The sequence below is a fragment of the Streptomyces sp. NPDC058000 genome (genome assembly GCF_042886435.1).
Classification (GTDB): Bacteria; Actinomycetota; Actinomycetes; order Streptomycetales; family Streptomycetaceae; genus Streptomyces.
On sequence record NZ_JBHVQS010000001.1, the window covers coordinates 284,061 to 308,914 of the forward strand.

General features: G+C 72.9%; 22 protein-coding genes and 1 tRNA gene. 10 read left to right on the plus strand and 13 right to left on the minus strand.

Going from position 1 to position 24,854, the window contains the following annotated elements:
* The 3 genes from ACFVT2_RS01395 to ACFVT2_RS01405 all read right to left on the minus strand — a co-directional run bounded on the left by ACFVT2_RS01395 (position 1) and on the right by ACFVT2_RS01405 (position 2,797).
* Positions 1 to 1,044, minus strand: coding sequence for a bifunctional MaoC family dehydratase N-terminal/OB-fold nucleic acid binding domain-containing protein (locus ACFVT2_RS01395; protein WP_390010742.1), 1,044 nt, complete (start codon positions 1,042 to 1,044; stop codon positions 1 to 3).
* Positions 1,041 to 2,309, minus strand: coding sequence for an acyl-CoA dehydrogenase family protein (locus ACFVT2_RS01400; RefSeq protein WP_390010744.1), 1,269 nt, complete (start codon positions 2,307 to 2,309; stop codon positions 1,041 to 1,043). Before ACFVT2_RS01400 ends, ACFVT2_RS01395 begins: the two co-directional genes overlap by 4 nt.
* Positions 2,310 to 2,491: 182 nt before the next feature.
* On the minus strand, positions 2,492 to 2,797 hold the full coding sequence (locus tag ACFVT2_RS01405) for a hypothetical protein (RefSeq protein ID WP_390010746.1): 306 nt from the start codon (positions 2,795 to 2,797) through the stop codon (positions 2,492 to 2,494).
* Positions 2,798 to 3,271: 474 nt separating this feature from the next.
* On the opposite strand from ACFVT2_RS01405, the gene ACFVT2_RS01410 reads away from it, so the two are divergent.
* Positions 3,272 to 4,336: a bifunctional DNA primase/polymerase gene (locus ACFVT2_RS01410; protein WP_390010748.1), complete on the plus strand. Its 1,065-nt coding sequence runs from the start codon at positions 3,272 to 3,274 to the stop codon at positions 4,334 to 4,336.
* A gap of 37 nt (positions 4,337 to 4,373) precedes the next feature.
* Here the strand turns inward: ACFVT2_RS01410 and ACFVT2_RS01415 are convergent, their stop codons facing one another.
* Both ACFVT2_RS01415 and ACFVT2_RS01420 read right to left on the minus strand, forming a co-directional pair.
* Positions 4,374 to 5,138: a methyltransferase domain-containing protein gene (locus tag ACFVT2_RS01415; protein WP_390010750.1), complete on the minus strand. Its 765-nt coding sequence runs from the start codon at positions 5,136 to 5,138 to the stop codon at positions 4,374 to 4,376.
* 36 nt (positions 5,139 to 5,174) lie between these two features.
* A complete protein-coding gene (locus tag ACFVT2_RS01420) occupies positions 5,175 to 6,104 on the minus strand; it encodes a DMT family transporter (protein WP_390010752.1) in 930 nt (309 codons plus the stop codon).
* Between the two features lie 41 nt (positions 6,105 to 6,145).
* Here ACFVT2_RS01420 and ACFVT2_RS01425 point away from each other — a divergent pair, with 41 nt between their 5' ends.
* A complete protein-coding gene (locus tag ACFVT2_RS01425) occupies positions 6,146 to 6,679 on the plus strand; it encodes a MarR family winged helix-turn-helix transcriptional regulator (RefSeq protein WP_390010754.1) in 534 nt (177 codons plus the stop codon).
* An 84-nt stretch (positions 6,680 to 6,763) separates the two neighbouring features.
* The gene (locus ACFVT2_RS01430) at positions 6,764 to 7,138 is read left to right on the plus strand and encodes a hypothetical protein (protein WP_390010755.1); all 375 of its coding nucleotides are present in this window, start codon (positions 6,764 to 6,766) and stop codon (positions 7,136 to 7,138) included.
* A gap of 134 nt (positions 7,139 to 7,272) precedes the next feature.
* Here the strand turns inward: ACFVT2_RS01430 and ACFVT2_RS01435 are convergent.
* A tRNA-Ser gene (locus tag ACFVT2_RS01435) sits at positions 7,273 to 7,359 on the minus strand.
* 44 nt (positions 7,360 to 7,403) lie between these two features.
* Positions 7,404 to 8,891: a S1C family serine protease gene (locus tag ACFVT2_RS01440; RefSeq protein WP_390010757.1), complete on the minus strand. Its 1,488-nt coding sequence runs from the start codon at positions 8,889 to 8,891 to the stop codon at positions 7,404 to 7,406.
* Between the two features lie 492 nt (positions 8,892 to 9,383).
* Here ACFVT2_RS01440 and ACFVT2_RS01445 point away from each other — a divergent pair, with 492 nt between their 5' ends.
* From ACFVT2_RS01445 to ACFVT2_RS01455, 3 genes are all read left to right on the plus strand, one after another.
* A complete protein-coding gene (locus tag ACFVT2_RS01445) occupies positions 9,384 to 10,280 on the plus strand; it encodes a glycerophosphodiester phosphodiesterase family protein (RefSeq protein WP_390010759.1) in 897 nt (298 codons plus the stop codon).
* 53 nt (positions 10,281 to 10,333) lie between these two features.
* Positions 10,334 to 11,155, plus strand: a complete 822-nt coding sequence (locus ACFVT2_RS01450; RefSeq protein ID WP_390010761.1) for an ATP-binding protein — start codon at positions 10,334 to 10,336, stop codon at positions 11,153 to 11,155.
* A 180-nt stretch (positions 11,156 to 11,335) separates the two neighbouring features.
* Positions 11,336 to 12,304, plus strand: coding sequence for a DUF5926 family protein (locus tag ACFVT2_RS01455; RefSeq protein WP_390010763.1), 969 nt, complete (start codon positions 11,336 to 11,338; stop codon positions 12,302 to 12,304).
* A gap of 237 nt (positions 12,305 to 12,541) precedes the next feature.
* Here ACFVT2_RS01455 and ACFVT2_RS01460 read toward each other — a convergent pair whose 3' ends face one another.
* Together ACFVT2_RS01460 and ACFVT2_RS01465 are read right to left on the minus strand one after the other, a co-directional pair.
* Positions 12,542 to 13,102 carry a hypothetical protein gene (locus ACFVT2_RS01460; protein ID WP_390010765.1) on the minus strand — a complete coding sequence of 187 codons (561 nt, stop codon included), beginning with the start codon at positions 13,100 to 13,102 and terminating at the stop codon, positions 12,542 to 12,544.
* Positions 13,103 to 13,309: 207 nt separating this feature from the next.
* Positions 13,310 to 14,020, minus strand: coding sequence for a bifunctional DNA primase/polymerase (locus tag ACFVT2_RS01465; protein WP_390010766.1), 711 nt, complete (start codon positions 14,018 to 14,020; stop codon positions 13,310 to 13,312).
* 737 nt (positions 14,021 to 14,757) lie between these two features.
* On the opposite strand from ACFVT2_RS01465, the gene ACFVT2_RS01470 reads away from it, so the two are divergent.
* Positions 14,758 to 16,317, plus strand: coding sequence for a PP2C family protein-serine/threonine phosphatase (locus tag ACFVT2_RS01470; protein ID WP_390010768.1), 1,560 nt, complete (start codon positions 14,758 to 14,760; stop codon positions 16,315 to 16,317).
* A gap of 154 nt (positions 16,318 to 16,471) precedes the next feature.
* On the plus strand, positions 16,472 to 17,938 hold the full coding sequence (locus ACFVT2_RS01475) for an aminopeptidase P family protein (RefSeq protein WP_390011215.1): 1,467 nt from the start codon (positions 16,472 to 16,474) through the stop codon (positions 17,936 to 17,938).
* 39 nt (positions 17,939 to 17,977) lie between these two features.
* Here ACFVT2_RS01475 and ACFVT2_RS01480 read toward each other — a convergent pair whose 3' ends face one another.
* The 3 genes from ACFVT2_RS01480 to ACFVT2_RS01490 all read right to left on the minus strand — a co-directional run bounded on the left by ACFVT2_RS01480 (position 17,978) and on the right by ACFVT2_RS01490 (position 21,454).
* The gene (locus ACFVT2_RS01480) at positions 17,978 to 18,703 is read right to left on the minus strand and encodes a TetR/AcrR family transcriptional regulator (RefSeq protein ID WP_390010770.1); all 726 of its coding nucleotides are present in this window, start codon (positions 18,701 to 18,703) and stop codon (positions 17,978 to 17,980) included.
* A gap of 295 nt (positions 18,704 to 18,998) precedes the next feature.
* Positions 18,999 to 19,796 (minus strand): SDR family oxidoreductase, encoded by a 798-nt coding sequence (locus ACFVT2_RS01485; protein ID WP_390010772.1) that lies wholly within the window; start codon positions 19,794 to 19,796, stop codon positions 18,999 to 19,001.
* The gene (locus tag ACFVT2_RS01490) at positions 19,793 to 21,454 is read right to left on the minus strand and encodes an FAD-binding dehydrogenase (RefSeq protein ID WP_390010773.1); all 1,662 of its coding nucleotides are present in this window, start codon (positions 21,452 to 21,454) and stop codon (positions 19,793 to 19,795) included. The genes ACFVT2_RS01485 and ACFVT2_RS01490 overlap by 4 nt, the downstream gene beginning before the upstream one ends.
* A 417-nt stretch (positions 21,455 to 21,871) precedes the next feature.
* Here ACFVT2_RS01490 and ACFVT2_RS01495 point away from each other — a divergent pair, with 417 nt between their 5' ends.
* Both ACFVT2_RS01495 and ACFVT2_RS01500 read left to right on the plus strand, forming a co-directional pair.
* Entirely contained in the window at positions 21,872 to 23,023 is a 1,152-nt protein-coding gene (locus tag ACFVT2_RS01495; RefSeq protein ID WP_390010774.1) for an SPFH domain-containing protein, read from the plus strand.
* A gap of 25 nt (positions 23,024 to 23,048) precedes the next feature.
* A complete protein-coding gene (locus ACFVT2_RS01500; protein WP_390010776.1) occupies positions 23,049 to 24,281 on the plus strand; it encodes a hypothetical protein in 1,233 nt (410 codons plus the stop codon).
* 52 nt (positions 24,282 to 24,333) lie between these two features.
* Here the strand turns inward: ACFVT2_RS01500 and ACFVT2_RS01505 are convergent, their stop codons facing one another.
* Positions 24,334 to 24,816: an ATP-binding protein gene (locus ACFVT2_RS01505; RefSeq protein ID WP_390010778.1), complete on the minus strand. Its 483-nt coding sequence runs from the start codon at positions 24,814 to 24,816 to the stop codon at positions 24,334 to 24,336.
* Positions 24,817 to 24,854 lie beyond the last annotated feature (38 nt).

The window sequence follows — 24,854 nt, forward strand, 5'->3', positions numbered from 1 at the left end:
TCAGCCCTCGCCTCCCGCGCCCGCCGCCCCGGCCGCCGGATCCGCCCCGGCCGCCGCGTCCGCCCCGGCCCGGAAGACCGGAAGCACCAACTCCGCGTCCACCCGCAGGAATTCCAGCCGTACCGGCATCCCGATCCGCACCCGGTCGTACGGCACCCCGACGACGTTGCTGACCATCCGCACCCCCTCCGCCAGCTCGATCAGCCCGACCGCGTACGGCCCCGCCGCGCCGGCCGGCCCCTCGGGCCCGGTGAAGGCCGGGAAGGGCGGGTGGTGCATCACCACGTACGAAAAGACCGTCCCCGCGCCACTCGCCTCGACGGTGTCCCATTCCGCCGAACCGCAGCCGTTGCATCCGGGCAGCCAGGGGAAGCGCAGCGTGCCGCAGCCGCCGCAGCGCTGGATCAGCAGCCTGTGATCGGCCACCCCGTCCCAGAACCCGGCGTTGTCCCGGTTGATGACCGGCCGGGGCCGCTTCCCCCGGGACGGCCCGTCGGGGCCCCGCCCCTTGGGGCCGCGGCGCGCCGCCGGCGCGTACTTGAGGATCCGGAAGCGGTGCGTCCCGGCGGCCTCCCCGTTCGCCCGGATGTCCATCCGCGTGGTCACGAAGTGCCCGGTGCCCAGCTTGGTGGTCTTGCGCGCCGACACCGACTCGATCACCGCGTCGAAGGTGATCACGTCCCCGGGGCGCAGCGGCCGCAGGTACTCCTGCTCGCAGTCGGTGGCGACGACCGCGGTGTAGCCCGCGCCGTCGAGCAGGGCGAACAGCTCGTCGTGGGCGCCGCTGCGGCCCTGGTGACCGGAGAGCCCGCCCATCGTCCACGCCTGGAGCATGGTCGGCGGGGCGACGCCGCCGGGCCCCCGGTAGGCGGGGTGGGCATCGCCCATCGCCTCGCACCAGTGCCGGATCATCGCCTCGTTGACCGGGTCCTTCCCCACCCCCGCGGTCGCCGCCGACCGCCCCTCGTACGCCTTGAGCGCCCGCTCGTACGAGGCGTCCGCCCCCGCACCGTCCCGCCCCGGGGTCTCCTCGTCCGCACTCACCGCCGCCGCCCCTTCCGCATGCCCAGTCGCATCGTGGCCACGATCTCCCTCTGCACCTCGCCGACCCCGCCCCCGAAGGTGTTGATCTGCGCGGCGCGGTTCATCCGCTCCAACTCGCCGTCCCCGTAGGCGCCCGGCGAACCGGCCCGGATGAGCGCGGTGTCACCGACCACCTCCTGGCACATCCGGTAGACCTCGACCGTGCTCTCGGTCCCGGCGAACTTGACCCCGCTGGCGTCCCCGGGGCTCAGCGTCCCGGCGCCGACGTCGCCGACCAGTCGCCAGTTGAGCAGCCGGGTGGCGGCCAGCCGGGCGTGCGCCTCGGCGAGCCGGGACCGCACCCAGGCCCGGTCGGCGGGCCGCTCCCGGGTCTCCGGGTCCGGCCTGCGGGCGTGGGCCAGCGCGGCCTCGTAGGCGTCCTCGGCCTGCATGCCGATGGCCGCCAACGCGACCCGTTCGTGGTTGAGTTGATTGGTGATCAGCCCCCAGCCGGCGTTCTCCTCCCCGACGAGGTTCCCGTACGGGACGCGCACCCCTTCGTAGTAGGTGGCGGTGGTCATCAGCCCGCCGACCGTCTCGATGGGGGTCCAGGAGAAGCCGGGTGCGTCGGTCGGCACGAGGATGATCGAGATGCCCCGGTGCCGGGGGGCGTCCGGGTCGGTGCGGCAGGCGAGCCAGATCCAGTCGGCCTGGTGGGCGTTGCTGGTGAAGCTCTTGCTGCCGTGGATCAACCAGTCGGGACCCTCGGGGCCACCGACCGACCCCTCGGGTCCGGCGACCGCCCCCTCGGGGCCATCGCCGGCCCCCTCACCACCCTGGGCACCGGCGCCCGCCCCGTCCCCCGCTCCCGCCGCCCGCACCGCTCGCGTCCGTAGCGACGCCAGATCCGTGCCGGCCTCGGGCTCCGTGTAGCCGATCGCGAAGACCAGCTCGCCCTTGAGGATGCGCGGCAGGAAGAAGTCCTTCTGGCGCGGCGTCCCGTACTTCATCAGCGTCGGGCCGACGGTGTTCAGCGTGACCATCGAGACCGGGGCGCCCGCGCGGTACGCCTCGTCGAAGAAGACGAACTGTTCGCCGGGGCCGCGCCCCCGCCCTCCGTACGCGGTCGGCCAGCCCAGGCCCAGGAGGCCGTCGGCGCCGATCCGGCGGAGCACCGTGCGCTGGGCCACCGGGTCCGTGACCGGCCCGTCCGGCAGCAGGTCACGGAAGTAGGCGCGGAGTTCGGCGCGCAGTCGCTGCTGGCGCGCGGTGGGGGCGAGGTGCACGTCGGCGGGCCTTCCTTCGGGTGACGGCCGTACGAACGAGCGAGCGGGTTTCTGACTGTCCGTCAGAAACCCGCTCGCTGTCAAGGTCCGCGCGGTGAACCCCAGAGCGGCCCATTGGCCCGCCGCGCGGCACCTCGAATCACCCGCCGGTCAGCCGCCGCACCCAGGTGCGGCGGGCCGACTCACCAGATCTGGTCGAAGTCGACGTTGGCGTTGTCCTGGTCGACCACCGTGAAGCCGTTGCCGTTCACGCTGGCGGTGTTGTTCTGGTTCGACGCGCCGGCACCATTGGCCACCTGCTGGCCGGTCGTGGAGTTGCCGTGGTTGTCGTGACCGACGCCGGTGCCCAGCTGGCTCGTGGCGGCCGAGCTCGACCCGTTGTTCGCAAAGCCGCCGTTGTCGGCCTGCGCCACACCGGTGCAGAGCGCCGCCGCGAAGGGCAGTGCGAGAGCGACAGCGATGACACGGGCGGTACGGGTGCTTGCCATGTCTTCCTCCTACGGAAGGCAAACTTCCAGCTTCTGACCTGATGGATCCGATAAAGGACCGGCCCTGCGGGACCCTCCCCCGGACGGGGTCCCAGTCCTCTTGGTCCCCGCTCCGGATGGCCGGTCCCGGCCGGTCCGTAAAGCGCTAACTCCATGTGTCCACCGGGTAGTTGGCCGACCACCACGGTATCTGCCTCGACGTCGCGACCTCAGGATTGCCCACCCGATCCCCAGCGAACCCGCAGCGAACGACCGATTCCCCCGCAAGCATGAGGAACCCCGGGTAAACCCCGACGCCCCCACTCGCGCCCCCGCGCCGCCCCCCGCACTCCACAGTGATCCACTACGGGCCGGTCGCCCCTAGGGGAGCGCCCGCCACCCGGCGTCCCGACCGACCCGGCGCATACGTGATCTTCGCCGCACGCCCACCCCGACCCCCTTCCCTTCATCGAACATTCGTACGAAAATAGAGCCATGGCCACGCCCCGACGCCATACCGCACCGCCCACCGCACACCCGGCGGCGACCGCTTTCCCAGCGTTCCCAGCGTTCCCAGCGTTCCCGCCCGCAGCCCCCGCCGGCCTCCGGCCCGACCCCCGCCCGGCCCTCCGGACGGCACCCGACACCTCCCCGACCCCGACCCCGGCCCCCGTCCCGGCCCCGGCGGACGCCCACCACACCGCCCTCGCCCACGCCCTCCTCGCCGCCGAGCGCGGCTACCCCGTCATCCCGCTGACCCGCGGCAAACTCCCCGCCCTGCGGTCCCCGCACCACGACCACGGCGCCCCCCACGACCTCGCCGCCCCGCCCTGCCACGGCGCCTGCGGCCGCCTCGGCCACGGTGTCCACGACGCCGCCACCGACCCGCTCACGATCCGCCGGATGTTCGCCGCCGCCCCGTGGGCCACCGGCTACGGCATCGCCTGCGGCCGGGCCCCGCACCACCTCATCGGCCTCGACCTCGACACCAAGCACGGCGCCGACGGCCACACCGCCCTCCGCCTCATCGCCGAGGCGCACGGCTTCCCGCTCCCCCCGACGGTCACCGTCCTGACCCCCAGCGGCGGCCGCCACCTCTGGTTCACCGGCCCGCCGGCGCCGCCCGTCCCCAACTCCGCCGGCCGGCTCGCCCCGGGCGTCGACGTCCGCGGCGCGGGCGGCTATCTGGTCGGCCCCGGCTCCCTCACCACCCACGGCCGGTACGTCCTCGCACCGGACGCGCCCCGCCGCCCCGCCCCGGCCCCGCACGCCCTGCTGGCGCTCCTGCGCCCCCCGCTCGGCACCCCGCCCGGCCGCCCGCACCCGTCCCCGTACGCGGACCCGTACGCCCGCCCCCAACAGCCCGCCGCCGCCCTCCTCCGCTTCGTCCGCGCCTCCCCCCGGGGCCAGCGCAACACCCGCCTCTTCTGGGCCGCCTGCCGCGCCTACGAATCCGGACTCGGGGCGGAACTCACCGAACGCCTGGTCGCCGCGGCCCGCCACACCGGCCTCCCGGAGACCGAGGCCCGCGCCACCCTCGCCTCGGCGGCCCGCCACTGAGCGCCCGGGGCGGACGGCCCCGGGGCCACCCCGCGCGCTATCCGACCGGCTTCCGCGCCTCGATCAGGAACCGCGTCGTATGCGCCACGAACGCCCCCTCGCGGCGGATCAGCCGGTCCAACTCCCGCAACTGCTCCCGGTATTGCGGGACGGTGAATCCCGGCACCATCCACACCACTTTCCGCAGGAAGTAGACGACGGCCCCGATGTCGAAGAATTCGGTCCGCAGCGTTTCGTGCCGCAGATCGACGACTTCCCAGCCCACCGCTTCCGCCGCCCGCCGCGCGTCCTCGGGATGCCGGGCCCGCCGCACTTCCGCCGGCTGCGGCCCCAGGAAATACTCCACCAACTCGAACACACTGGCCGGACCGACCTGTTGGGAGAGATACGTGCCGCCCGGCTGCAATACCCGGTCGATTTCCTCCCACCACACCGTCACCGGATGCCGGCTGGTCACCAGGTCGAACGCCGCGTCCCCGAACGGCAGGGGCGGTTCGTCCTCGTCCGCCACCACCACCGCACCCCGCGGATGCAGCAGCGCGGTCGCCTTGGCGACGTTCGGCGGCCAGGACTCCGTAGCCGCCATGACCGGCGGAAACGCCCCCGCACCGGCGAGCACCTCGCCACCCCCGGTCTGGATGTCCAGCGCCGCCGACGCCCGCGCCAGCCGCTCCCCCATCAACCGCTGGTACCCCCACGAAGGCCGCTGCTCGGTGGCCCGCCCGGCCAACCAGGAAAAGTCCCAGCCCGCCACCGATACCTCGGCGGCCTCCGCCACCAATTCCTCAAAAGAACGCTCCATACCCCCACCCTCACCGCCCCCCACCCTCCCCGCCAGCTATTTCTCCCCGCCGACCCCCACACGCCCCCGCGCCCCGCTCCCGCTCGCCGCCTTCCCGCCCTTTCCGGCTCCGCCTCCCGGCCGCCCCAGAAACACCCCACCCAGCACCAGCGCCAATCCGCACCATTCCCGCCCACCGAGCGCCTCCCCGGAAAGCGCCGTCCCCAGCAATACCCCCGTCACCGGATTGAGCAGCCCGATCAGCCCCACCGTCGCGGCCGGCAGCCGCCGCAACCCGGCGAACCACGCGGCGAACGCCACCGCCGTCGCCACCACCGTCACATAGCCAAACCCCAGCAACGCCCGCCCGTCGAGCACCGGCGGCGCCCCCTCCACCACCACCGCGCACGGCACCAGCAGCAGCCCACCCGCCACCAACTGCCACGCCGTGGACGCCAGTACGTCCACCCCGGCGCCGTCCCCCGAACTCCACCGCTTGGCCAGCACATAGCCCAGCGACGACATCCCCATGGCCCCCACGGACGCCAGCACCCCGACCGGGTCCACCGACGCCGACGCCGTCAGCAGCATCAGCCCGACCCCGCCGGCGCCCACCGCCGCCCCGGCCAGATGCGCCACCCGCGGCCGCTCACCCACCAGCCCCCACGCGATCAACGCCATGACCAGCGGCGACAACGCCATCACCACCGAGGCCAGACTCGTCGGCAACCGCTGCGCCGCCACGTAGACCAGCGCGAAGAACCCGCCCATGTTGAGCACGCCGAGCACCACCGACCGCCACCACCACGCGCCCCGCGGCAGCCGCCGGCCCACCGCCAGCAGCAGCGCACCGGCGGGCAGGGCCCGGATCGCCGCCCCGTAGAGGGGATGACCGTCCGGCAGGAACTCATGCGTCACGAAGTAGTTGGTGCCCCACGCCACCGGCGCGACGGCCGTCAGCAATCCCCACCGCAAAATACCTTCCATGGAAGCTAAACTACCTTCCAAGGAAGCCATAAGCTCCCCCCATGCCCGAAATCCCGCCACCCCCACCCCCACTCCCCGACCACATCTCCCGCATCCAGGCCGAATGGGCCCGCGAACGCCCCGACCTCGACGTCGGCCCGCAGGGCGTCATCGGCCGCCTGCACCGCCTCGGCGCCCTCCTCACCGACCGCCTCTGCCTCGTCTACCGCCGATACGGCCTGAGCGAGGGCGAGTTCGACGTCCTGGCCGCCCTGCGCCGCGCCGGCGAACCCTACGAGCGGGCACCCGGCGAACTGGCCGCGCACACGATGGTCACCACCGGCGCGATGACCAAGCGGATCGACCGACTCGAACGCGACGGCCTGGTCACCCGCCGCCGCTCGGCCACCGACGGCCGCGGCCGCGTGGTCGCCCTGACCGAAGCCGGCCGCGACCTGTTCGACCGGGCCTTCACCGACCACATGCACAATGAGCGCACCCTCCTCGACGACCTGGACCCCGAAGAGGCCGCCCGACTGGAAGCCCTCCTCACCACCTGGCTGGCCCGCGTCGAACCCCCACGAGCAACGCCCTGACACCCACCCACCAACCGGGTGAAACCCCCCACAGCCCCCGCGCCACCCCCGCAGAATCGAACGGGTGAGCGGTATCCTTCCGTTGTGGCTGACAAGCAGAAGACCTACGACTTCCCCCAGGACCTGCGGGAAGCACAGCTGGAGCTGCACCAGGTCCAGTCCGCCCTCGCGGACCTCTACCAGCGCCTGCCGTGGTCGATCGAACCGCTCCCCGGCTGGACGCACACCAAGGAAAACGGTCACTTCCACGAGACCGAACGCCCCGAGTCCCCCGGCTGGACCGACGAGGAGCAGGCCCAGGTCTCCGAGCTGCGCACCCGCCAACTCGCCCTCGCCGAACGCGTCGTCACCCACGCCTTCTGGGCCACCTGCGACGACGGCCCCGCCGCCCGCTCCGCCCTCAAACACCTCCACGCCCAGGAGGAAGAGTCCGAAGAGCGCCAGGCCCTCGGCGAATAACGCCCACCGGACCGCCCACCCACGGACACCCGGCACCCGGCACCCGGCACCCGGCACCCGGCACCCGGCACCCGGCACCCGAGAACGCCGAAGGCCCCCGACCGGGATTTCCCTGGTCAGGGGCCTTCTGCCTGCGGAGGCTGTGGGATTTGAACCCACGGTGACGTTGCCGCCACGACAGTTTTCAAGACTGTTCCCTTAGGCCGCTCGGGCAAGCCTCCCCGCGACACCGCAAGTGCGGTGTCGCGGGGATCAGACTAGCGCGTCACTTGTCGCCCGTGCGCTGTCCCAGAGTGACCTGAGTGGTGTGCTCCTTGCCGCCGCGCTTGTAGGTGAGGGTGACGCGGTCGCCGGGCCGGTGCTGCCAGATCTCGCTGATGAGGGTCGGGCCGCTGTCGACGATGGTGCTGTCGAGTTTGGTGATGGTGTCGCCGGGCTTCAGGCCCGCCTTGTCGGCCGGGCCGCCCGGAGTGACCGCCTCGCTGCCGTTGTTGCCGGACTGGGCGATGGTCGCGCCGTCGCCGGACTCCCGCATGCCGACCTGGACGCCTATCTGCGGATAGACCGGCTGGCCCGTCTTGATCAGGTCCTGCGCCACCCGCTTCGCCTGGTCGATGGGGATCGCGAAGCCCAGGCCGATGCTGCCGGACTGGCCGGATTCGCCGCCGACCCCGCCGCCGTTGCCGGCCGACTGGATCGCGGAGTTGATGCCGATGACGTTGCCGCCGGCGTCCAGCAGCGGGCCACCGGAGTTACCGGGGTTTATCGACGCGTCGGTCTGGAGGGCGCTCATGTACGAGGCGCTGCTGCCGCCGCCGTCGCTGGAGGCCACCGGGCGGTCCTTGGCGCTGATGATGCCGGTGGTGACCGTGCCGGACAGGCCGAAGGGCGCGCCGATGGCGATCGTGGCGTCGCCGACCTGGACGTCGGCGGACTTGCCGAGCGGGAGCGGGTTCAACGTGGCGCCGGCGGCGTTCTTGAGCTTGATGACGGCGACGTCGTAGCCCTGGGCGTGGCCGATGACCTCGGCGTCGTACTTCTTGCCGTTGGAGAACGTCGCGGTGAGCCGGCCGCCGTCGGCCGCGCTGGCGACCACGTGGTTGTTGGTGAGGATGTGGCCCTGCTTGTCGTAGACGAAGCCGGTGCCGGTGCCGCCGTCGCCGCTCGCGCCCTGCGCCTCGATCGTGACGACGCTGGGCAGCGCGCGCTGCGCTATCCCGGAGACGGAGGTGGGCTTGCGGTTCAGCGCCTCGGGGTCGCCGGAGGCGGCGACCGTCGTCGAACCGCTGTCGTTGCGGCCCGCGGCCCAGTAGCCGATGCCGCCGCCGACGCCGCCCGCGACCAGCGCGGCGACCAGCACCGCGGCGATCAGGCCGCCGCTGCGCTTCTGCGGGGCCGGCTGGTGACCGGGCACGGCCCAGGGGTCACCGCCACCACCGTGCGGGGGCGCACCCCAGCCGCCGGCCGGACCGTGCCCGGCCGCGGCATACGGGGCGGCGGGCGCGGCGGGCTGCTCCTGCTGGGCGGCCGGGGTCGGGGGGAGCGACTGCGTACGGTCGTGGTCGGCCGGGCCGGCGGCGCCGGGCTCGGCGGCGCGCGGGGCGTATTCCGGCGGCGGGGGCGCCGCGGGGGGCGTGGCCGGCGCGGCCTGAGTCGGGTCACCGGAGGCGGGCGCGGGGGCGCTGTCCGGCTGCGGCCCGGTCGGCGGCTTGGCCTCCGACGGGACGCCGGCTCCCTCGTTCTCGGTGCTCACAGCTCTCTCCTCAGTCAGCTCGCTTCACGGCGGTACCGGCCCGACACCGGACCCCGGTATTCCAGCATCCGGGATCCCGCGGTATTCCAGCATCCGCGATCCCGCCGCTCCGGGCGAGTCCCGGCCGTCCCGGCGGTGGTCCGGCCGTCCGTCCACCGGCCCGTCCCGGCCGTCTCCCGGCCACCACCGCCCAGCCGTCCCCAGCCTTCCCCATGGCCCGTCAGAGCACCGTAAGCCGAACCTGTGACTTATTCCCCTCGTTGTGGGGCAAGCGACAGCCGATGCGTCATATGCGCCGTTCCCCGACATGAAACACATGACGGATGCACCGGCCCCGGCAGACGCAGGCACAGGCGACACAGGCGACACGGGAGACACAGCAGTCGCAACGGACACGGCAACGTGCGCCCGGCGGTCCAGCGGCCCCGCGATCTCGCGATCCCGCGATCTTCTCCGGGGCGACCCAGGGGCGACGGATGGCACGATAACGCGGTGACCTACCCACGCCCCGCCGAGGACGCCCGTCCGGGCCGTCCCGCCATCGCCGTCGTGGCCCACCGCGGCGCGTCCGAGGACGCACCGGAGCACACCCTGGCCGCCTACCGGAAGGCGATCGAGGACGGCGCGGACGCCCTGGAGTGCGACGTCCGACTGACCGCCGACGGCCACCTGGTCTGCGTCCACGACCGGCGGATCAACCGCACCTCCAACGGGCGCGGGGCGGTCTCGGCGCTGGAGCTGGCCGACCTCGCCGCGCTGGACTTCGGGTCCTGGAAGGACGTCCTGGAGGGCCAGGGCGGCATCCTGGAGGACATGCAGCGGGCCGACGGCCGGCCGGTGACCGCGGACGAGGAGCCGGACTGGCAGCAGGAGAACGCCGAGCGGACGTCCGTACTGACCCTGGAGCGACTGCTGGAGCTGGTCGCGGACGCGGACCGGCGGGTCGAGCTGGCCATCGAGACGAAGCATCCGACGCGCTGGGCCGGACAGGTGGAGGAGCGACTGGTCGAGCTGCTCGCCCGCTTCGGCCATACGAAACCGGCCACCCGCGACTGGACGCCCCCGGTCCGCGTCATGAGCTTCTCCGCACGCTCCCTGCACCGCGTACGGGCCGCGGCACCCGAGATCCCCGGCGTCTATCTGATGCAGTTCCTCACTCCCCGTCACCGTGACGGCCGGCTGCCGCCCGGCGTGGGCATCGCCGGCCCCGGTGTACGGATCCTCCGCGCGCACCCGGAGTACGTCGCCAAGGCGCACCGGGCGGGCCACCAGGTCCACGTCTGGACGGTCAACGACCCGGCGGATGTGGAGTTGTGCCGCGAGTTGGGCGTGGACGCAATCATTACGAACCGCCCCAAGCAGGTACGAAGGCAACTCGGCCTTAGGTAAGGCTCATCACAGGGTGTGCACCGGCGCATTCGGCCCGTATGTGTCGGTGTCGAGTGCGTCACTGTGTGCCGGTTGGCCGGTTTCCGGTCCAGTCCATTGGGGCATCCATCCCGTGGCGTGGGGCAAAGGAGGTCTCGGGGGTGGCGTTGGTGGTGGCACAAGAGGTGCCGACGTCGTCGATCATGGCCGTACCCCATGGACCAGCGGGTGTGGGCATGGCCAGGCGGCGCATGCGAGAAGAGCTGTTGGCAAGTGGAGTTCAGGACACAGTCGTCGATGACGCGGTCCTGGTCCTGTCGGAACTCCTGAGCAATTCGTGTCGCCATGCGCGTCCGATATACGAGGACCGAACGTCGGATTCCGCGGCGGGGAGCGCCTCCGACGGCGCGTCAGGGACGGGCCGGGGCACTCCTCGGGGCTCCGTCCACGACGGTTCCCCGGCGACCGGACCCGCCGCCTCCGTGCGCGCAGCCTGGCGCATCGACGGGCAGGGGCGCCTGATCATCGCGGTCACCGACGGCGGCGGTCCGACCCGTCCGGTTCCGGCCACTCCGTCCGTCACCGCCCGCGGCGGGCGCGGGCTGGCGATCATCCGCTCGCTCGCCAAGGACTGGGGCGTCCGCGACACCGCGCCCGGCGAGGTGACGGTCTGGGCCGCACTCTCCCTTCAGGGCGCTTTCGCTACGCGCGTGGATCTGACGGTCGATCTGCCCGCCGGCCTCGGGCCCGAGCTGCCGTCCGACCTGACGGCCGGGCTTCCGCTCTCACTGCGGAAGGTCCCGCGCGACCGAACGCCCCGCGCGGCCCGGAACGGTCGCCGCCCGGCCCGCGGCACGGCCGGCGTGGCCTTCGCGGACCTCGACGAACTCCCGTAACGGGGCGGCGCCGGGCCCTCCCCGGCGACGCGACGGAGCAGCGTGCGCCCGCCGCCGCACCCACGCTGACGTACCCACCGCCCTTACGGCGATGTTGGTGGCGCCGCGGGCACCGGTCTCCTTTAGGCTCGCGCCGGAACGCGTCCGAACCACCAGGAACCACCAGGAGACACCGTCACCATGGCCAAGAAGCGCCGCCCCCAGCCCCGGGCCGCAGCAGTACAGATCAAGGACGCCGAGGTGCCGGTGGTCGGCGCCCGCGAGCCCTGTCCGTGTGGTTCCGGCCGCCGCTACAAGGCCTGCCACGGCCGGCAGGCGGCGCACGCCGCCACCGAGTTGGTCCGCCGCCCGTTCGAGGGGCTGCCCGGCGAGTGCGACTGGGTGGCGCTGCGCGAGCTGGTGCCCGCCGCCACGGCCGAGTTGCCCCTCAAGGGCGGCCTGCCCGAGGGCGTGCCGTCGGTGACGCTGGCCACCGTGCTCCCGATGGCCTGGCCCGCGCTGCGCCGGGACAACGGCGCGGTGCTGCTCGGCCTGCAGAACGACACCTCGTCCGGCGACATCAGCCGGGACCTCGCCGACACCCTCCAGCGGGCGCTGGTCACCGAGCCCGGCCACCCGGTCGCCGCCGGGCGGGCCCCCGCCGACGGGCCGCGGCTACAGGACCTGCTGGACCCGGACGCGCCTTTTGAGCCGACCGTCCACACCGGCTTCGAGTTCTGGGTGGAGAACGCCGAGAACGCCTCCGGCGAGGTCGCCGCCTCCCTGGAGCGGGCCAACGCCGCGGCCATCCCGACCGCCCGGATCCCCGGCCTGGAGGGGGCGTACTGGTGCGAGGCCCCGGAGAAGAACCACCTGCGCTGGGTCACCCCGCACCCCGAGGAGCAGCTGCTCGACGCGCTCGCCCGGCTGCACGCCGCCGGCACCTCCTCGCTGGGCGAGGGCACCCGGCTGGTCGGCTCGTTCCGGGCGCACGGCCTGGTCGTCCCGGTGTGGGACCTGCCGTCCTCGATGAGCGCCGACGACGTCGCCGGCCCGGCCGCCGCCTTCGGGGAGCGGCTGGCCAAGGCGCTCGCCACGGACACCCCGCTGACCGCCGAGGAGCGCCGGGCCCGCGGCGGGCTCACCAACCGTCAGGTCACCCTGAGCTGATCGCGCGCCCGAATCGATCACGGACGTGACGCCCGTCACAGGACCCGCGGCAACTCCTGGTACTTGCCGGTAAATACGCGTCCGGAAATCCACGATCGAATTTGCGAACCGCCGATCTCTTGTTACGGTTCTAGGAGCCCGGTCGCTGGTGCATCCCCCGTCGCCAGCGACCGGGCCTTTCCATGTCCGGGTCACGGCCGTCCGCCGCCGGACCGCCGCCGCCTCGCGGCCGGGCCCTCAGCGCCCCGAACTCCCGCCGTCCGGCAGCCAGTTGCCGCCGGAGCGCAACAGCAGCCGCTCCCCCGCCGGATCCGAGAACTCCGCCACCGCGCCGTACGGCAGCCGCGTCCCGCGCACCGTAGGGCCGTCCGGCGTCCCGCACTCGCCCGGTGCCCCGTCCGCCGGCACCACGCAGTCCGCCTGGACGCTCCGGCCGTCCGGACGCAGCAGCGTCAACGCGGCGCGCAGCGGTTCACCCGTGGCATTGCGGAAGAAGGTCCGCGCCCAGGTCCGGCCGGCCTCGGTGAGGACGCAGGTCTGGGCCGTGATCCCCGGCCGGGCGGTGAGTTCGGGGCCGCAGTGGGTGGTGCGGCCGCCGCCGGCCAGGAGGGGGCGGGCCAGGTCGGCGAGCGGATCGCCGGCCGCGGCCGGCGCGCCCGGGGCTCGGGAGGCGTCCGGGGCCGCCGGCGGGAGAAGGGTGTCCGCCGGGCCGGCCGTTGCGGCGGCCAGAGGGACGGCGAGGGCGAGCACGGCGGTGCCGGCGAGCCCGATCAGGCGGAGAATCCGCGCACGCTGCATGGGACCCACTTGCGAAGGTGACGAGGTATGCCGGGGAGGTGCCGCCCGCGGCGTGGCGGGCGGTGCGCCGAACCTATCGGGCGAAACGGGTGGCATCGGGTGCCCGCGGACGCGATTCCGGTAAGTACCGGGGCAGCTCATACCCTTACGGGTGAACCGGATATGCGCGTTTTCCGGCCACCCGTGGACGTAAAGCGGGGCAGCGGCTCAGTACGCGAGCCGGCTGCCGCCGTCGGGGGTATTGGTGCTCGCCTTCACCAGTGCGTCGACGATCGTGGCCACCTTCGGCAGCCAGGGTGCGGCCTGGGTGGTCGCCGGCGGGCGCTCCCAGCGGACCTTGCCCGCGCCGGTCGGGGACGGCGGCAGCACGAGGTAGCCGCCCTCACCGTGGAACCGCAGCGAACTGGGCACCCAGTCCTGGGAACTCAGCAGCTCGCCCAACTCCGGCAGGTCGTACGGCGACACGAGCAGCGACCAGCGGGTCGGGGTGGCCACCACGGGGCCGGTGCGGACGCCGAAGTGGTCCAGCGCGGCCAGCGCGCGGGCCCCCGCGACGGCCGGCAGGCTCACCGCGCAGGGCGCCCGGCCACCGGTCGCCAGGACGACCGGCGCGTCCGGGCGGTTGCTCCACCACCAACGCACCATCCGGGCGTCGGTGGTGGCCGCCAGCAGTCCGGGGTCGAAGGGGTGCGCACCCGGCACCACGCAGTCGGGGTCGGGGCAGTTGCAGCGGCGGGGAGCCCGCTCGCCGAGGCCGAGCCGCCCGCCCGCCTGTTGTCGACCGGCGGGCCGCAGTCCGACGCCCGGGAGGACGGGCCACTGCCATGCGGTGGCGCAGTGGAGCGCCGCGCCGAGCAGCGCCGACCTCCCGCTGCGCCGGAACAGGGGCTTGCGTCGCCTTCCGAGGATCTCGCGCATGAGCGCTCGTTCCTTTCCGTTACGCCGAGGATTTGGTCCTTCGCACTGCATGCCGATGAGCTTGAACACCGTTGGTGCATGCCGTTCGCAACTGCCGTCGTGCTGCTCCGGGCCGGTACGGGATGGTGCTTCGGCCCGGTCGTGCGGTTCGGCCGGCCGGCCTGATTGTGCGACCCGGAGGCCGTTCGCGCTCGATCACCACACGTGGCGATCCAGTCACCGCGTGTACGAGGCAGCGCATCACGCCGTACACCGGGCGTGGAACGTGGCGGAGGGTGGCGCGCGCATGGCGCTTGCGCTTCCGGTGGTGCCATCCCGCCACTGGGGAGTGCGTCGCGGTGGTCGCCGTATAGGACGCCGGCGCCGGCCGGAGAGTTCCGGTGCGGCCCCAACTCCCCCCGCACCTATCCGAGTACGTACCCGCCACGGTGGATATGACGCGCTGCTGATCGCCGCCAGCAGACCTCAAATTGACGCTCATGGGGCCGTTTTCAGGCCAATCTACAGACCTCGTTGACACCACAAACCCCAAGGGGACAGTGCTGGACATCACATCGCTGGTGCGTGTACATGTGGAGGCATTGATAGCGGAGCAGCATGACATGGGGGTTTGCGATGCTATTGAGGACATTGAGCGGACAGCAGTACCGCACAACATCACTCAACAAAAAGCCGCACTCCCTGTCACATAGCGGCCTGAACTGGGGTTTTTTCGGGCGCGACGTGGGTTGTCGGCCATGAGCGCCCCGCACGTCCCGAAAGTGGCTGGAATCGAACCAGCCCTTCCCGCTCCCGCGCACACTACCGACCCTCCTGTGACGGCCGCTTCCGCCGATCCCTCCTCCGGCACCTGCGTTGACGGCCCGTCCGGCGCCGCCGACGCCGATCAGGACGACGCCCGCCCCACCGCACCGGACGCCGCCGCCGGCCTCTCCACCGTGGACCGGATCGCCGCCGTCCAGGACCGGCTGGCGGGCTGGATCTCCGACCTCAGCACCCTGCACGACCTCACCGAACGGCTCGCCCGCACCCGCACCTTGGACGACGCGCTCCGCGAACTGCTGCGGGCCGGCGCCTTCCTCGTCGGCGCCCGTCGCGGACTGGTCGTGCTGGCACCGCAGGACGGGCTCGGCCCGGAGACCACCGTCGGCCTGGGCCTGGGCCACGCCGAGATCGGCCACATCGAGACCGTGCCGCGCCGCGCCCTGTCGTACGCGCGGATACTGGACGGCCTCCCCGAGCCCGGCGACGACGTCGGGGCCGAGGCCCGTACCGAGATCGCCGAACCGGACATCCCCGGGGAGAAGGACCTCGACCCCCGGCTGCGCGAGGTCGCCGCCCGCCTCGGCTACGCCGCCAGTTACGCCGTACCGCTCACCGCCGACCCCGTAGGCCGGCTCGGCGTCGCGGTCTGGCTCTACGACGAACCCGCCGAGCCCGGTGACCGGCGGCGCCACCTCGTCGGCCTCTACCGCGCGCACGCCGCCGAGCACCTCGCCCGGCTCCTCGAACTCCACCGCAGCCAGCAGGCCGCCCGGACCCTCCGCGACGAACTGCTGCCCCGCCGGCTGCCGCGGATCCCCGGCGTCCGGCTCGCGGTGCGGCACGCCACCGGGCCGCGCGGCGGCGGCGACTGGTACGACGCGCTCCCGCTGCCGGACGGCGCGCTGGGCCTGGCCGTGGGCTCGGTCACCGGGTCCGGGCCGAGTGCGGTGGCCGCCATGGGGCGGCTGCGGGCCTCGTTGCGCGCCTACGCGGTCATGGAGGGCGAGGACCCGGTCGCGGTCCTCTCCGACCTCGAACTGCTGATGCGGCTGACCGAGCCGGCCCGGAGCGCCACCGCGCTGTTCGCCTTCACCGAGCCGCCGCCCGGTGCGCCGGGCGGGCCCCCGGTACCGGCCGGGATCGGCGGCTCGGCGCCGCGCAAGATGGTGCTGGCCGGGGCCGGCCACTGCCCGCCGCTGGTCCTCGGCGACCTGCGGGCGGAGTTCGTGGAGACCTCGCTCTCCGCTCCGCTGGGCATGCTGGCCTGCTGGGAGGCGCCGAGCGTGGAGATCGAGCCGTCCCCCGGCGAGACCGTGCTCCTCTACAGCGACGGGCTGCTGCACCGCACCGGCGAGCCGATGGACCGGGCGTTCGCCCGTCTGCACTCCGCGGCCGCCGGCGTCCCCCGGGCCAGCCGGCACGACCCGGAGGCGGTGGTGGACCACGTCGTGCGGGTCATGCTGCCGCAGGGTCTGGACGACCCGTCCTCGGAGGAGGACGTGGTTCTGCTCGCGGCGTACTTCGAGGAGTAGCGGCGTCACCGCAGGTCACGGGGGTGGGCGCGGCGGCGTCCACCCCCGTGACCTGCCGTACCGGGCAGCTCACCGCGTCCGGCCCCTGGACCGGATTCCGCTCGCACTTACGATGGAATCCGGTTCAGTCTGAAAAGCCTTAAAAGGAGGCATGGTGACCGACGAGCTCACTCCGGAGACCCCGGACGAGGAAGAGCAGCCGATCAAGCAGCGTAAGAACGGCCTGTACCCGGGCGTATCGGATGAGCTCACCGAGAACATGAAGAGCGGCTGGGCCGATACCGAGCTGCGCGACCTGGAGCCGATCGAGCAGGCGGCGCACGCCGCCCGCCGCCGCGCCGCGCTCTCCGCGCGCTTCCCCGGCGAGCGCCTGGTGATCCCCGCGGGCGTCCTGAAGACCCGCTCCAACGACACCGAGTACCCCTTCCGGGCCTCGACCGAGTACGTCTACCTCACCGGCGACCAGACCGACGGCAGCGTGCTCGTCCTGGAACCGCGCCACAACGGGGCCGACGGCCACGACGAGACGCTCTACCGCCTGCCCCGCTCCAACCGCGAGAACGGCGAGTTCTGGCTGAACGGGATGGGCGAGCTGTGGGTCGGCCGCCGCCACAGCCTCGACGAGTCCGCCGCGCTGCTCGGCATCGTCTGCAAGGACATCCGCGAACTGGCCGCCCTGCTCAAGGAGGCCACCGGTCCGGTCCGGGTCGTCCGCGCCCACGACACCTCCATCGAGGAGGCGCTGCACGACAAGGTCACCGCGGAGCGGGACGAAGAGCTGCGGGTGTACCTCTCCGAGGCGCGCCTGGTGAAGGACGAATTCGAGATCGGCGAGCTGCAGAAGGCCGTCGACTCGACGGCGCGCGGCTTCGCGGACGTGGTCAAGGTCCTGCACAAGGCCGAGGCCACCAGCGAGCGCTACATCGAGGGCACCTTCTTCCTGCGCGCCCGGGTCGAGGGGAACGACGTCGGCTACGGCTCCATCTGCGCCGCCGGGCCGCACGCCACCACCCTGCACTGGGTCCGCAACGACGGCGCGGTCCGCTCCGGCGACCTGCTGCTGCTGGACGCCGGCGTGGAGACCACCACCCTCTACACCGCGGACGTCACCCGCACCCTTCCGATCAACGGCCGCTACACCGACCTCCAGCGCAAGATCTACGACGCGGTCCACGAGGCCCAGGAGGCCGGTATCGCGGCGGTCAAGCCGGGCGCCGCCTTCCGGGACTTCCACGACGCCGCCCAGCGGGTGCTCGCCGAGAAGCTGGTGGAGTGGGGCCTGGTCGAGGGCCCGGTGGAGCGCGTCCTGGAGCTGGGCCTCCAGCGCCGCTGGACCCTGCACGGCACCGGCCACATGCTCGGCCTGGACGTCCACGACTGCGCCGCGGCCCGCACCGAGGGCTACGTCAACGGCACGCTGGAGCCCGGCATGGTGCTGACCGTCGAGCCCGGCCTGTACTTCCAGGCGGACGACCTGACGGTGCCCGAGGAGTACCGCGGCATCGGCATCCGGATCGAGGACGACATCCTGGTGACGGAGGACGGCAACCGCAATCTGTCGGCGGCGCTGCCGCGCCGGTCCGACGAGGTCGAGGCGTGGATGGCGGGCCTGCTCCGCTAGGCCCCGCGCGCACGTGAACGGCGCGCCGGGGCGGGAGGCTCAGTCCCCCCGCCCCGGCGCGCCGTTGTGTTCCGCGCCGTTGCGATTCCCGCCGTCGTGCTCCGCGCCGTCGTGTTCCGCGCCGTCGTGCTTCCCGCCGTCGTCCGGCCGGCCGTCCCCGGTGGCGTACGCGCCCGCGCGGGCCGCGGCCCAGACGGCGGTGGCGGCGGACTCGGCGAGGCTGGGCTCCACGGGGCGGCGGGCGATCAGGATCTGGTAGTAGAAGGGCGCGCCGAGCGCCGCCATCACCGCCTTGGGGTCGGTGTCCGCCGGAAGCTCGCCGCGCTCGATGCCGCGCCGCACCATCGCCCCGGCCAGTATCAGCCGCTCGTCGAAGAAGTCCCGCAGTGCGGTGGCCGCCTGGGGGTCGCGGGCCGCGACGGCGACCACCGCCTCGATCAGGCCGCGGGTCCGGGCGGCCGCGTAGAACCGTCCTATCCCTCGGGCCAGCGCCCGCAGGTCGCCGGGCAGGGTGCCGGTGTCCGGCAGCGGCACCCCGCTGCTCATGTCGGTGAGCAGCTCGCAGACCAGCTTGTCCACGCTGCGCCAGCGGCGGTAGAGGGTCGCCAGGTGCACCCCGGAGCGCTGGGCCACCCGTTCCATGGTGAGCGCGGCGAAGCCGCCGTCGCCCAACTCCTCGAAGACGGCGGTCAGTACGGCGCGGCGGGTACGCGCCGTACGTCCTCCGGGTCGGGTCTCGCCCGGGGCCTGATGCGCGGTCGTCACAGCGGCTCCGTTACGGGGGTCGTGGTACGGATCGCAGCGCGGATTGCAGTGCGGGTTCTGGCCAAGTATTGTCCAGGACAGATTAACGCGAGCAACTTCGCTTTAGTCGTGGTGCCGCGCTGGTCTCGCTGGGAAAGGGGACGCCGCGGGGGAGGTCCTCCTCCCGCGAGACCGCGCCGCTCACCCTCATTCACCCGTGATTTCCAGCCATTTTCGAGGCTTTTCCGGGTTTCCCGGGTTGCCCGATCCGGCCCGTTCCGTCAGGCCCGTCCCGTCCCGCTGGGGCCCGCCCCGCTCAGCGCAGTCCGTGCCGCCGGGCCACCATCCGCTCCACCACCGCATCGGGCAGCAGCCGCCGCAGCAGGAAGACCGCGGGGGCGTTGCTGCCGACCGCGTAGTGCGGCCGGGGGCGGGCCGCCTCGACCGCCTTGAGGACGGTGGCGGCGACCTTCTCCGGCGGGATCCCGCGCGCCTCGTTGGCGTTGAGGGCGGCCAGCATCGTCCGGTACTCGTCCGCGAACGGCGAGTCGTCCGCCACGTACTGGGTGCGCCGGGCGCTGATGCCGGTGGCGATCGAGCCCGGTTCGACGGTGGTGAGCGCCACGCCGTAGGGCGCGACCTCCCGCCGGGCGGCGTCCGTGAAGCCCTTGAGCGCGGCCTTGGAGGCTACGTAGGAGGAGCGGTAGGCGAGCGGGAAGCTGGCGAGCATGGAGCCGATCATCACCACCCGGCCGTGACCGCGCTCCCGCATCCCGGGCAGGACGAGCTGGGTGAGCCGCACGGCGCCGAAGACGTTCAGCTGGAAGAGCCGGCGGACCGCCGCCATCGGGAGCTCCTCGAACGGTCCGTTCTGGCTCTCGCCGGCGTTGTTGACCAGCACGTCGACCGGGCCCGCCGCGGCGGCGCACGCCTCGATGCCCGCCTCGTCCGCCAGGTCGAGCGGGAGGTAGCCGACGCCGGGCAGCGGCGCCGCGACCGTCGCGGGGTCTCGGCTGGTGCCCAGGACGCGGTAGCCGCGGGCGACGAGCGCCGCGGCCACCGCGGCGCCGATGCCGGAGGAGGCCCCGGTCACCAGCGCGGTGCGCCCGCTCACGCCAGGCTGCGGGCCAGCGCCCGCCCCGCCGCGCGGCCGGAGAAGATGCAGCCGCCCAGGAAGGTGCCCTCCAGCGCGTTGTAGCCGTGCACCCCGCCACCGCCGAATCCGGCGACCTCCCCTGCCGCGTACAGGCCGTCGAAGGGCGTGCCGTCCGGGCGGACCACCTGCGAGTCCAAGGTGGTCTCCAGGCCGCCCAGCGTCTTACGGGTCAGCAGGTGCAACCGGACCGCGATCAACGGGCCGTGCGTCGGGTCGAGCAGCCGGTGCGGCTTGGCGACCCGGGTGAGCTTGTCGGGCCAGTACTCCCGCGCGTTGCGCACGGCCATCAGCTGGAGGTCCTTGGAGTAGGGGTGCGCCACCGCCCGGTCCCGGGCCACCACTTCCCGCTCGACCGTCGCGTAGTCGAGGGGCGTCGCCGGCTCGATGGCGTTCATCCCGGCGACCAGCTCGCGCAGGGTGCGGCGGACGACGAAGTCCTCCCCGCGGTCCAGGAACGCCTGGACCGGGCCGGGCGCGCCCTTCTTCACCCGCGCCAGCGCGAGCTTGAGGTCCTTCCCGGTGATGTCCGGGTTCTGCTCGGAGCCGGAGAGCGCGAACTCCTTCTCCACGATGGAGCGGGTCAGGATGAACCAGGTGTGGTCGTGGCCGGTGTGCGCGATGTGGCGCAGGGTGCCCAGGGTGTCGTGGCCGGGGAAGAGCGGCGCGGGCAACCGCCGGCCGGTGGCGTCCAGCCAGAGCGACGACGGGCCGGGGATGATCCGGATCGCGTGGTCGGGCCAGATCGGGTCCCAGTTCTTGATGCCCTCGGTGTAGTGCCACATCCGGTCGCGGTTGACCAGGGAGCCGCCGGCCCGCTCGGTGATCTCCAGCATCCGCCCGTCCACGTAGGCGGGCACCCCGGTGATCATCGACTTGGGGGCCGGGCCGAGCCGGTCCACCGGCCAGTTCTCGCGGACCAGTTCGTGGTTGCTGCCGATGCCGCCGGAGGTCACCACCACCGCCTGTGCCCGGAACGCGAACTCGCCCGCCGCCTCGCGCGCCGAGGCCACCCCACGCGGCAGGTCCGACGGCTCCAACGTGGTGCCGCGCACCCCGACCGCCGCGCCGTCCTCCACGATCAGCTCGTCGACCCGGTGCCGGTGCCGGAAGACCACCAGCCCGCGCTCGGCCGCGGCCCGCACCGGCTCGGCGAAGACCCGGACCACCTCGGGGCCGGTGCCCCAGGTGAGGTGGAAGCGGGGGACGGAGTTGCCGTGGCCGGTCGCCAGACCGGCGCCGCGCTCGGCCCAGCCGACGGTGGGGGTCAGCCGCAGCCCGAGGTCGTGCAGGTAGCGCCGCTTCTCGCCCGCGGCGAAGTCCACGTACGCCTGCGCCCACTGCCGCGGCCAGTGGTCCTCGCGGTCCCGGTCGAAGGCCGCCGAGTCCAGCCAGTCGGACAGCGCCAGTTCGGGCGAGTCCTTGATGCCGGCCCGCCGCTGCTCGGGGCTGTCCACCAGGAACAGCCCGCCCAGTGACCAGAACGCCTGGCCGCCGAGGTTGGCCTCGCTCTCCTGGTCGACGACGAGCACCCGGCGCCCCGCCCGGGTGAGTTCGTAGGTGGCGACCAGACCGGCCAGACCGGCTCCTACGACGATGACATCGGCGTCGTCGCTCATGCCGAGACCCCCCAGCCTCCGGCCGGGGAGACCCCCATGCTTCGCTCGCCCGCGCATGCGCGAGGCGGGCACCTTCTGATGATTCGCTCGCTGCGCTCGCTCATACCGGCACCTCGTTGCGCTCGCTCATGGGGAGCTCCTCTACGGTTCCGCGGCGGCCGCCGACGCCCGGCCGACAACCTTGTCGCGTCCATGTCCGTAACAACCGATACAGGAACGTATCCGATGCGTCGGTGCCGCAACAAGGACCACCGGGGCAGCACCACGGTGGACAACGGCCGAACCACTACCCCACCGCCTCAGGTCCGGCTTCTACTATGACCTGGACATCTGAGCGGACGTACTCCGTCGTCGTCACCACCGGCAGCGGCCCGGTCGGGGCGGCCGGAGCGAACTGGGGGACCTGTCGTGGGCTTCATGGACCGCGTACGCGGCGAATTCATCGACATCATCGAGTGGACCGACGACAGCCGGGACACGATCGTCTGGCGCTTCCCGCGCTACGAGAACGAAATCAAGATGGGCGCCAAGCTCATCGTGCGCGAGTCGCAGGCCGCCGTCTTCGTCAACCAGGGCCGGATCGCGGACGTCTTCGCGCCGGGCATGTACGAGTTGCAGACGGGCAACCTGCCGATCCTGGCGACCTTGCAGGGTTGGAAGTACGGCTTCCACTCGCCGTTCAAGGCCGAGGTCTACTTCGTCACCACCCGGCAGTTCACGGACCTGAAGTGGGGCACGCAGAACCCGGTCACGGTGCGGGACCCCGAGTTCGGCATGGTGCGGCTGCGGGCGTTCGGCGGCTACGCGACGCGGGTCTCCGACCCCGCCAAGCTGATCACCGAACTCTCCGGCACCGACCCGCAGTTCCGCACCGAAGAGGTCGAGGAGTACCTGCGGCAGCTGATCGTGGGGCGACTCGGCACGCTGCTGGCCAGCTCGGGCATCCCCATGCTCGACCTCGCCGCGCGCCAGGCCGAACTCGGCGACCGGCTGGCCAAGGCGCTGACCGACGAACTGGCGGCGACGCACGGCCTCTCGATCCCGAAGTTCATCATCGAGAACATCTCGCTGCCGCCCGAGGTCGAGCAGGCCATCGACGCCCGTAGCCGCATGGGCATCATCGGGAACGTCGACAACTACGCCCGCCTCCAGGCGGCGGACGCGATCCGGGACGCGGCGAACAACCCCGGAGGCGCCGGGGAGGGCGTGGGCCTGGGGCTCGGCATGGCCGCCGGCCAGCAACTGGCGCAGGCGTTCGCGCCGCAGCAGGGCCAGCAGAGCCAGCAGCAGCCCTACGCGCCCGCCGCCCCGGCCCCGGCTCCCGGCGGCGGTGCCGTCCCGCCGCCGCTGCCCGGCCAGCAGCAGTACCAGTGGTACGTGGCCGTGGACGGGCAGCAGCAGGGCCCCTACGACCACGCGACGTTCACCGGGCACATCGGCTCGGGAGCGGTCCGGCCCGGGATGCTCGCCTGGCGCGAGGGCATGGCGGCGTGGCAGCCGGTGGAGAGCGTGCCGGAGCTCGCCCAGCACTTCCGCGCCACTCCGCCGCCGCTGCCGCCGCAGGTCTGACCTACCGCCAGGAGTCCGTGCCCCCATGAGCTACCAGCCGTATCAGCCGCAGCAGCCCTACCAGCCGCAACAACCCCAACAGCCCCAACAGCCCTACCAGCAGCAGCCTCAGCAGCCGTACCCACAGCAGGCGCCCCAGCAGCCGTACCAGCAGCAGCCGCAACAGCCGTACCCACAGCAGGCACCGCAGCAGCAACAGCCGCCACAGCAGGAGCAGCAACCGCAACAGCCGCAGTCCTACGCGTGCCCGAGCTGCGGTTCCACCGCCGAGTACGCCCCCGGAACCAACGCGCTGCGCTGCCCTAACTGCCGCTTCGAGCAGCCCATCGCCCCCCTCAACCGCGAGGTGCGGGAGCACGCCTGGGAAGAGCTGGCGACCCTGCCGACCAAGCCGACGGTGGCCGGTGGGCAGGTGCTCCGGTGCCCCGGCTGCGGTGCGACCAACGAGACCAACGCCCTCTCCGGCCGCTGCCAGTTCTGCGCCACGCCCATGGTCGCCTCGGCCGCCGCGGACCGGATCGTGCCCGAGGGCCTGGTGCCGTTCCGGGTGGACAAGCGCAATGTCCACGACAACCTGGGCAAATGGGCCAAGTCCCGCTGGTTCGCGCCGAACAGCCTGAAGAAGGTGAACTCGGCGGAGACCCTGCACGGGACGTACGTGCCGCACTGGACGTACGACGCCGCGACCGCGACCGCCTACAGCGGCGAACGCGGCGAGGAGTACACCGTCGGAACCGGCGACAACAAGGAGACCAAGGTCCGCTGGTACCACGTCAACGGCACGGTCCAGCGCTTCTTCGACGACGTCCTCGTCCCCGGCGTCGGGCACGTCCCGCCGGACCGGCTCCAGGCCCTGGAGCCCTGGCCGCTGAAACAGGCGGTGGCCTACCAGGAGGCGTACCTGGCGGGCTTCCGGACCCTGCGGTACGACGTGGAGCCGGAGTCCGGCTTCCAGAACGCCCAGCAGAAGATGGCCAAGGTCATCGAGGCGGACTGCAAGCGGGACATCGGCGGTGACCGGCAGCGGCTGCACTCGGTCAACACCAACTACGGGTCGGTGACCTTCAAGCTCCTGCTGCTCCCCGTGTGGTTCGCCTCCTACGTCTACAACGGCAAGCAGTGGCAGGTCATGGTCAACGCCGAGACCGGCGAGGTGAGCGGGGACCGCCCCTACAGCCCTTGGAAGATCGCCTTCGCGGTCCTCATCGCGGCGGTGGTGGCGACAACGCTCGCGCTCGTCTTCAACCGGCACCACTGACGGCCTGTCCGGCCCTAACTGCCGGCAACGGGAATCGAGGCCCGCGCGCCGCTCACGACGCCATCGGGAGCGCCGCGCCCTCGCGCCACTTGAGGATCTTGTCGAAGCTGATCACCGCGCCGGGGCTGCCGGCGCGGTTGCGGTACGTGACGTGGTCGGTGAGCGCCTCGATCAAAAAGAGCCCCCGGCCGTCCTCGGCGTATCCGGGGGCCTGCGCGGGGGCGGGGACGGGGACCGGCGGCAGTGCGCGGTCCCCGGCGGTATGCGGCGGAGCGGGACGGTCGAAGCCGGGGCCGGAGTCGGTGACCTCGATGCGGCAGGTGTCGCCGTCGATGTAGGCGGTGACGCGGTAGTCGTCGGTGGCGTCGCCGCCGTGCTCGACGGCGTTGGCGCATGCCTCGGAGAGGGCGACCGAGAGGTCGTAACAGATGTCCGGGTCGACGCCGGCGGTCTCCATCGCGCCCAGCAACAGCCGCCGGGCGAGCGGCACACTCGCGGCCTCCCGCCGCAGGTGGAGGGACCACCAGATGCTCATCGCTCCTGCCTCCTGGACGCGGCTCGACATACCGATAC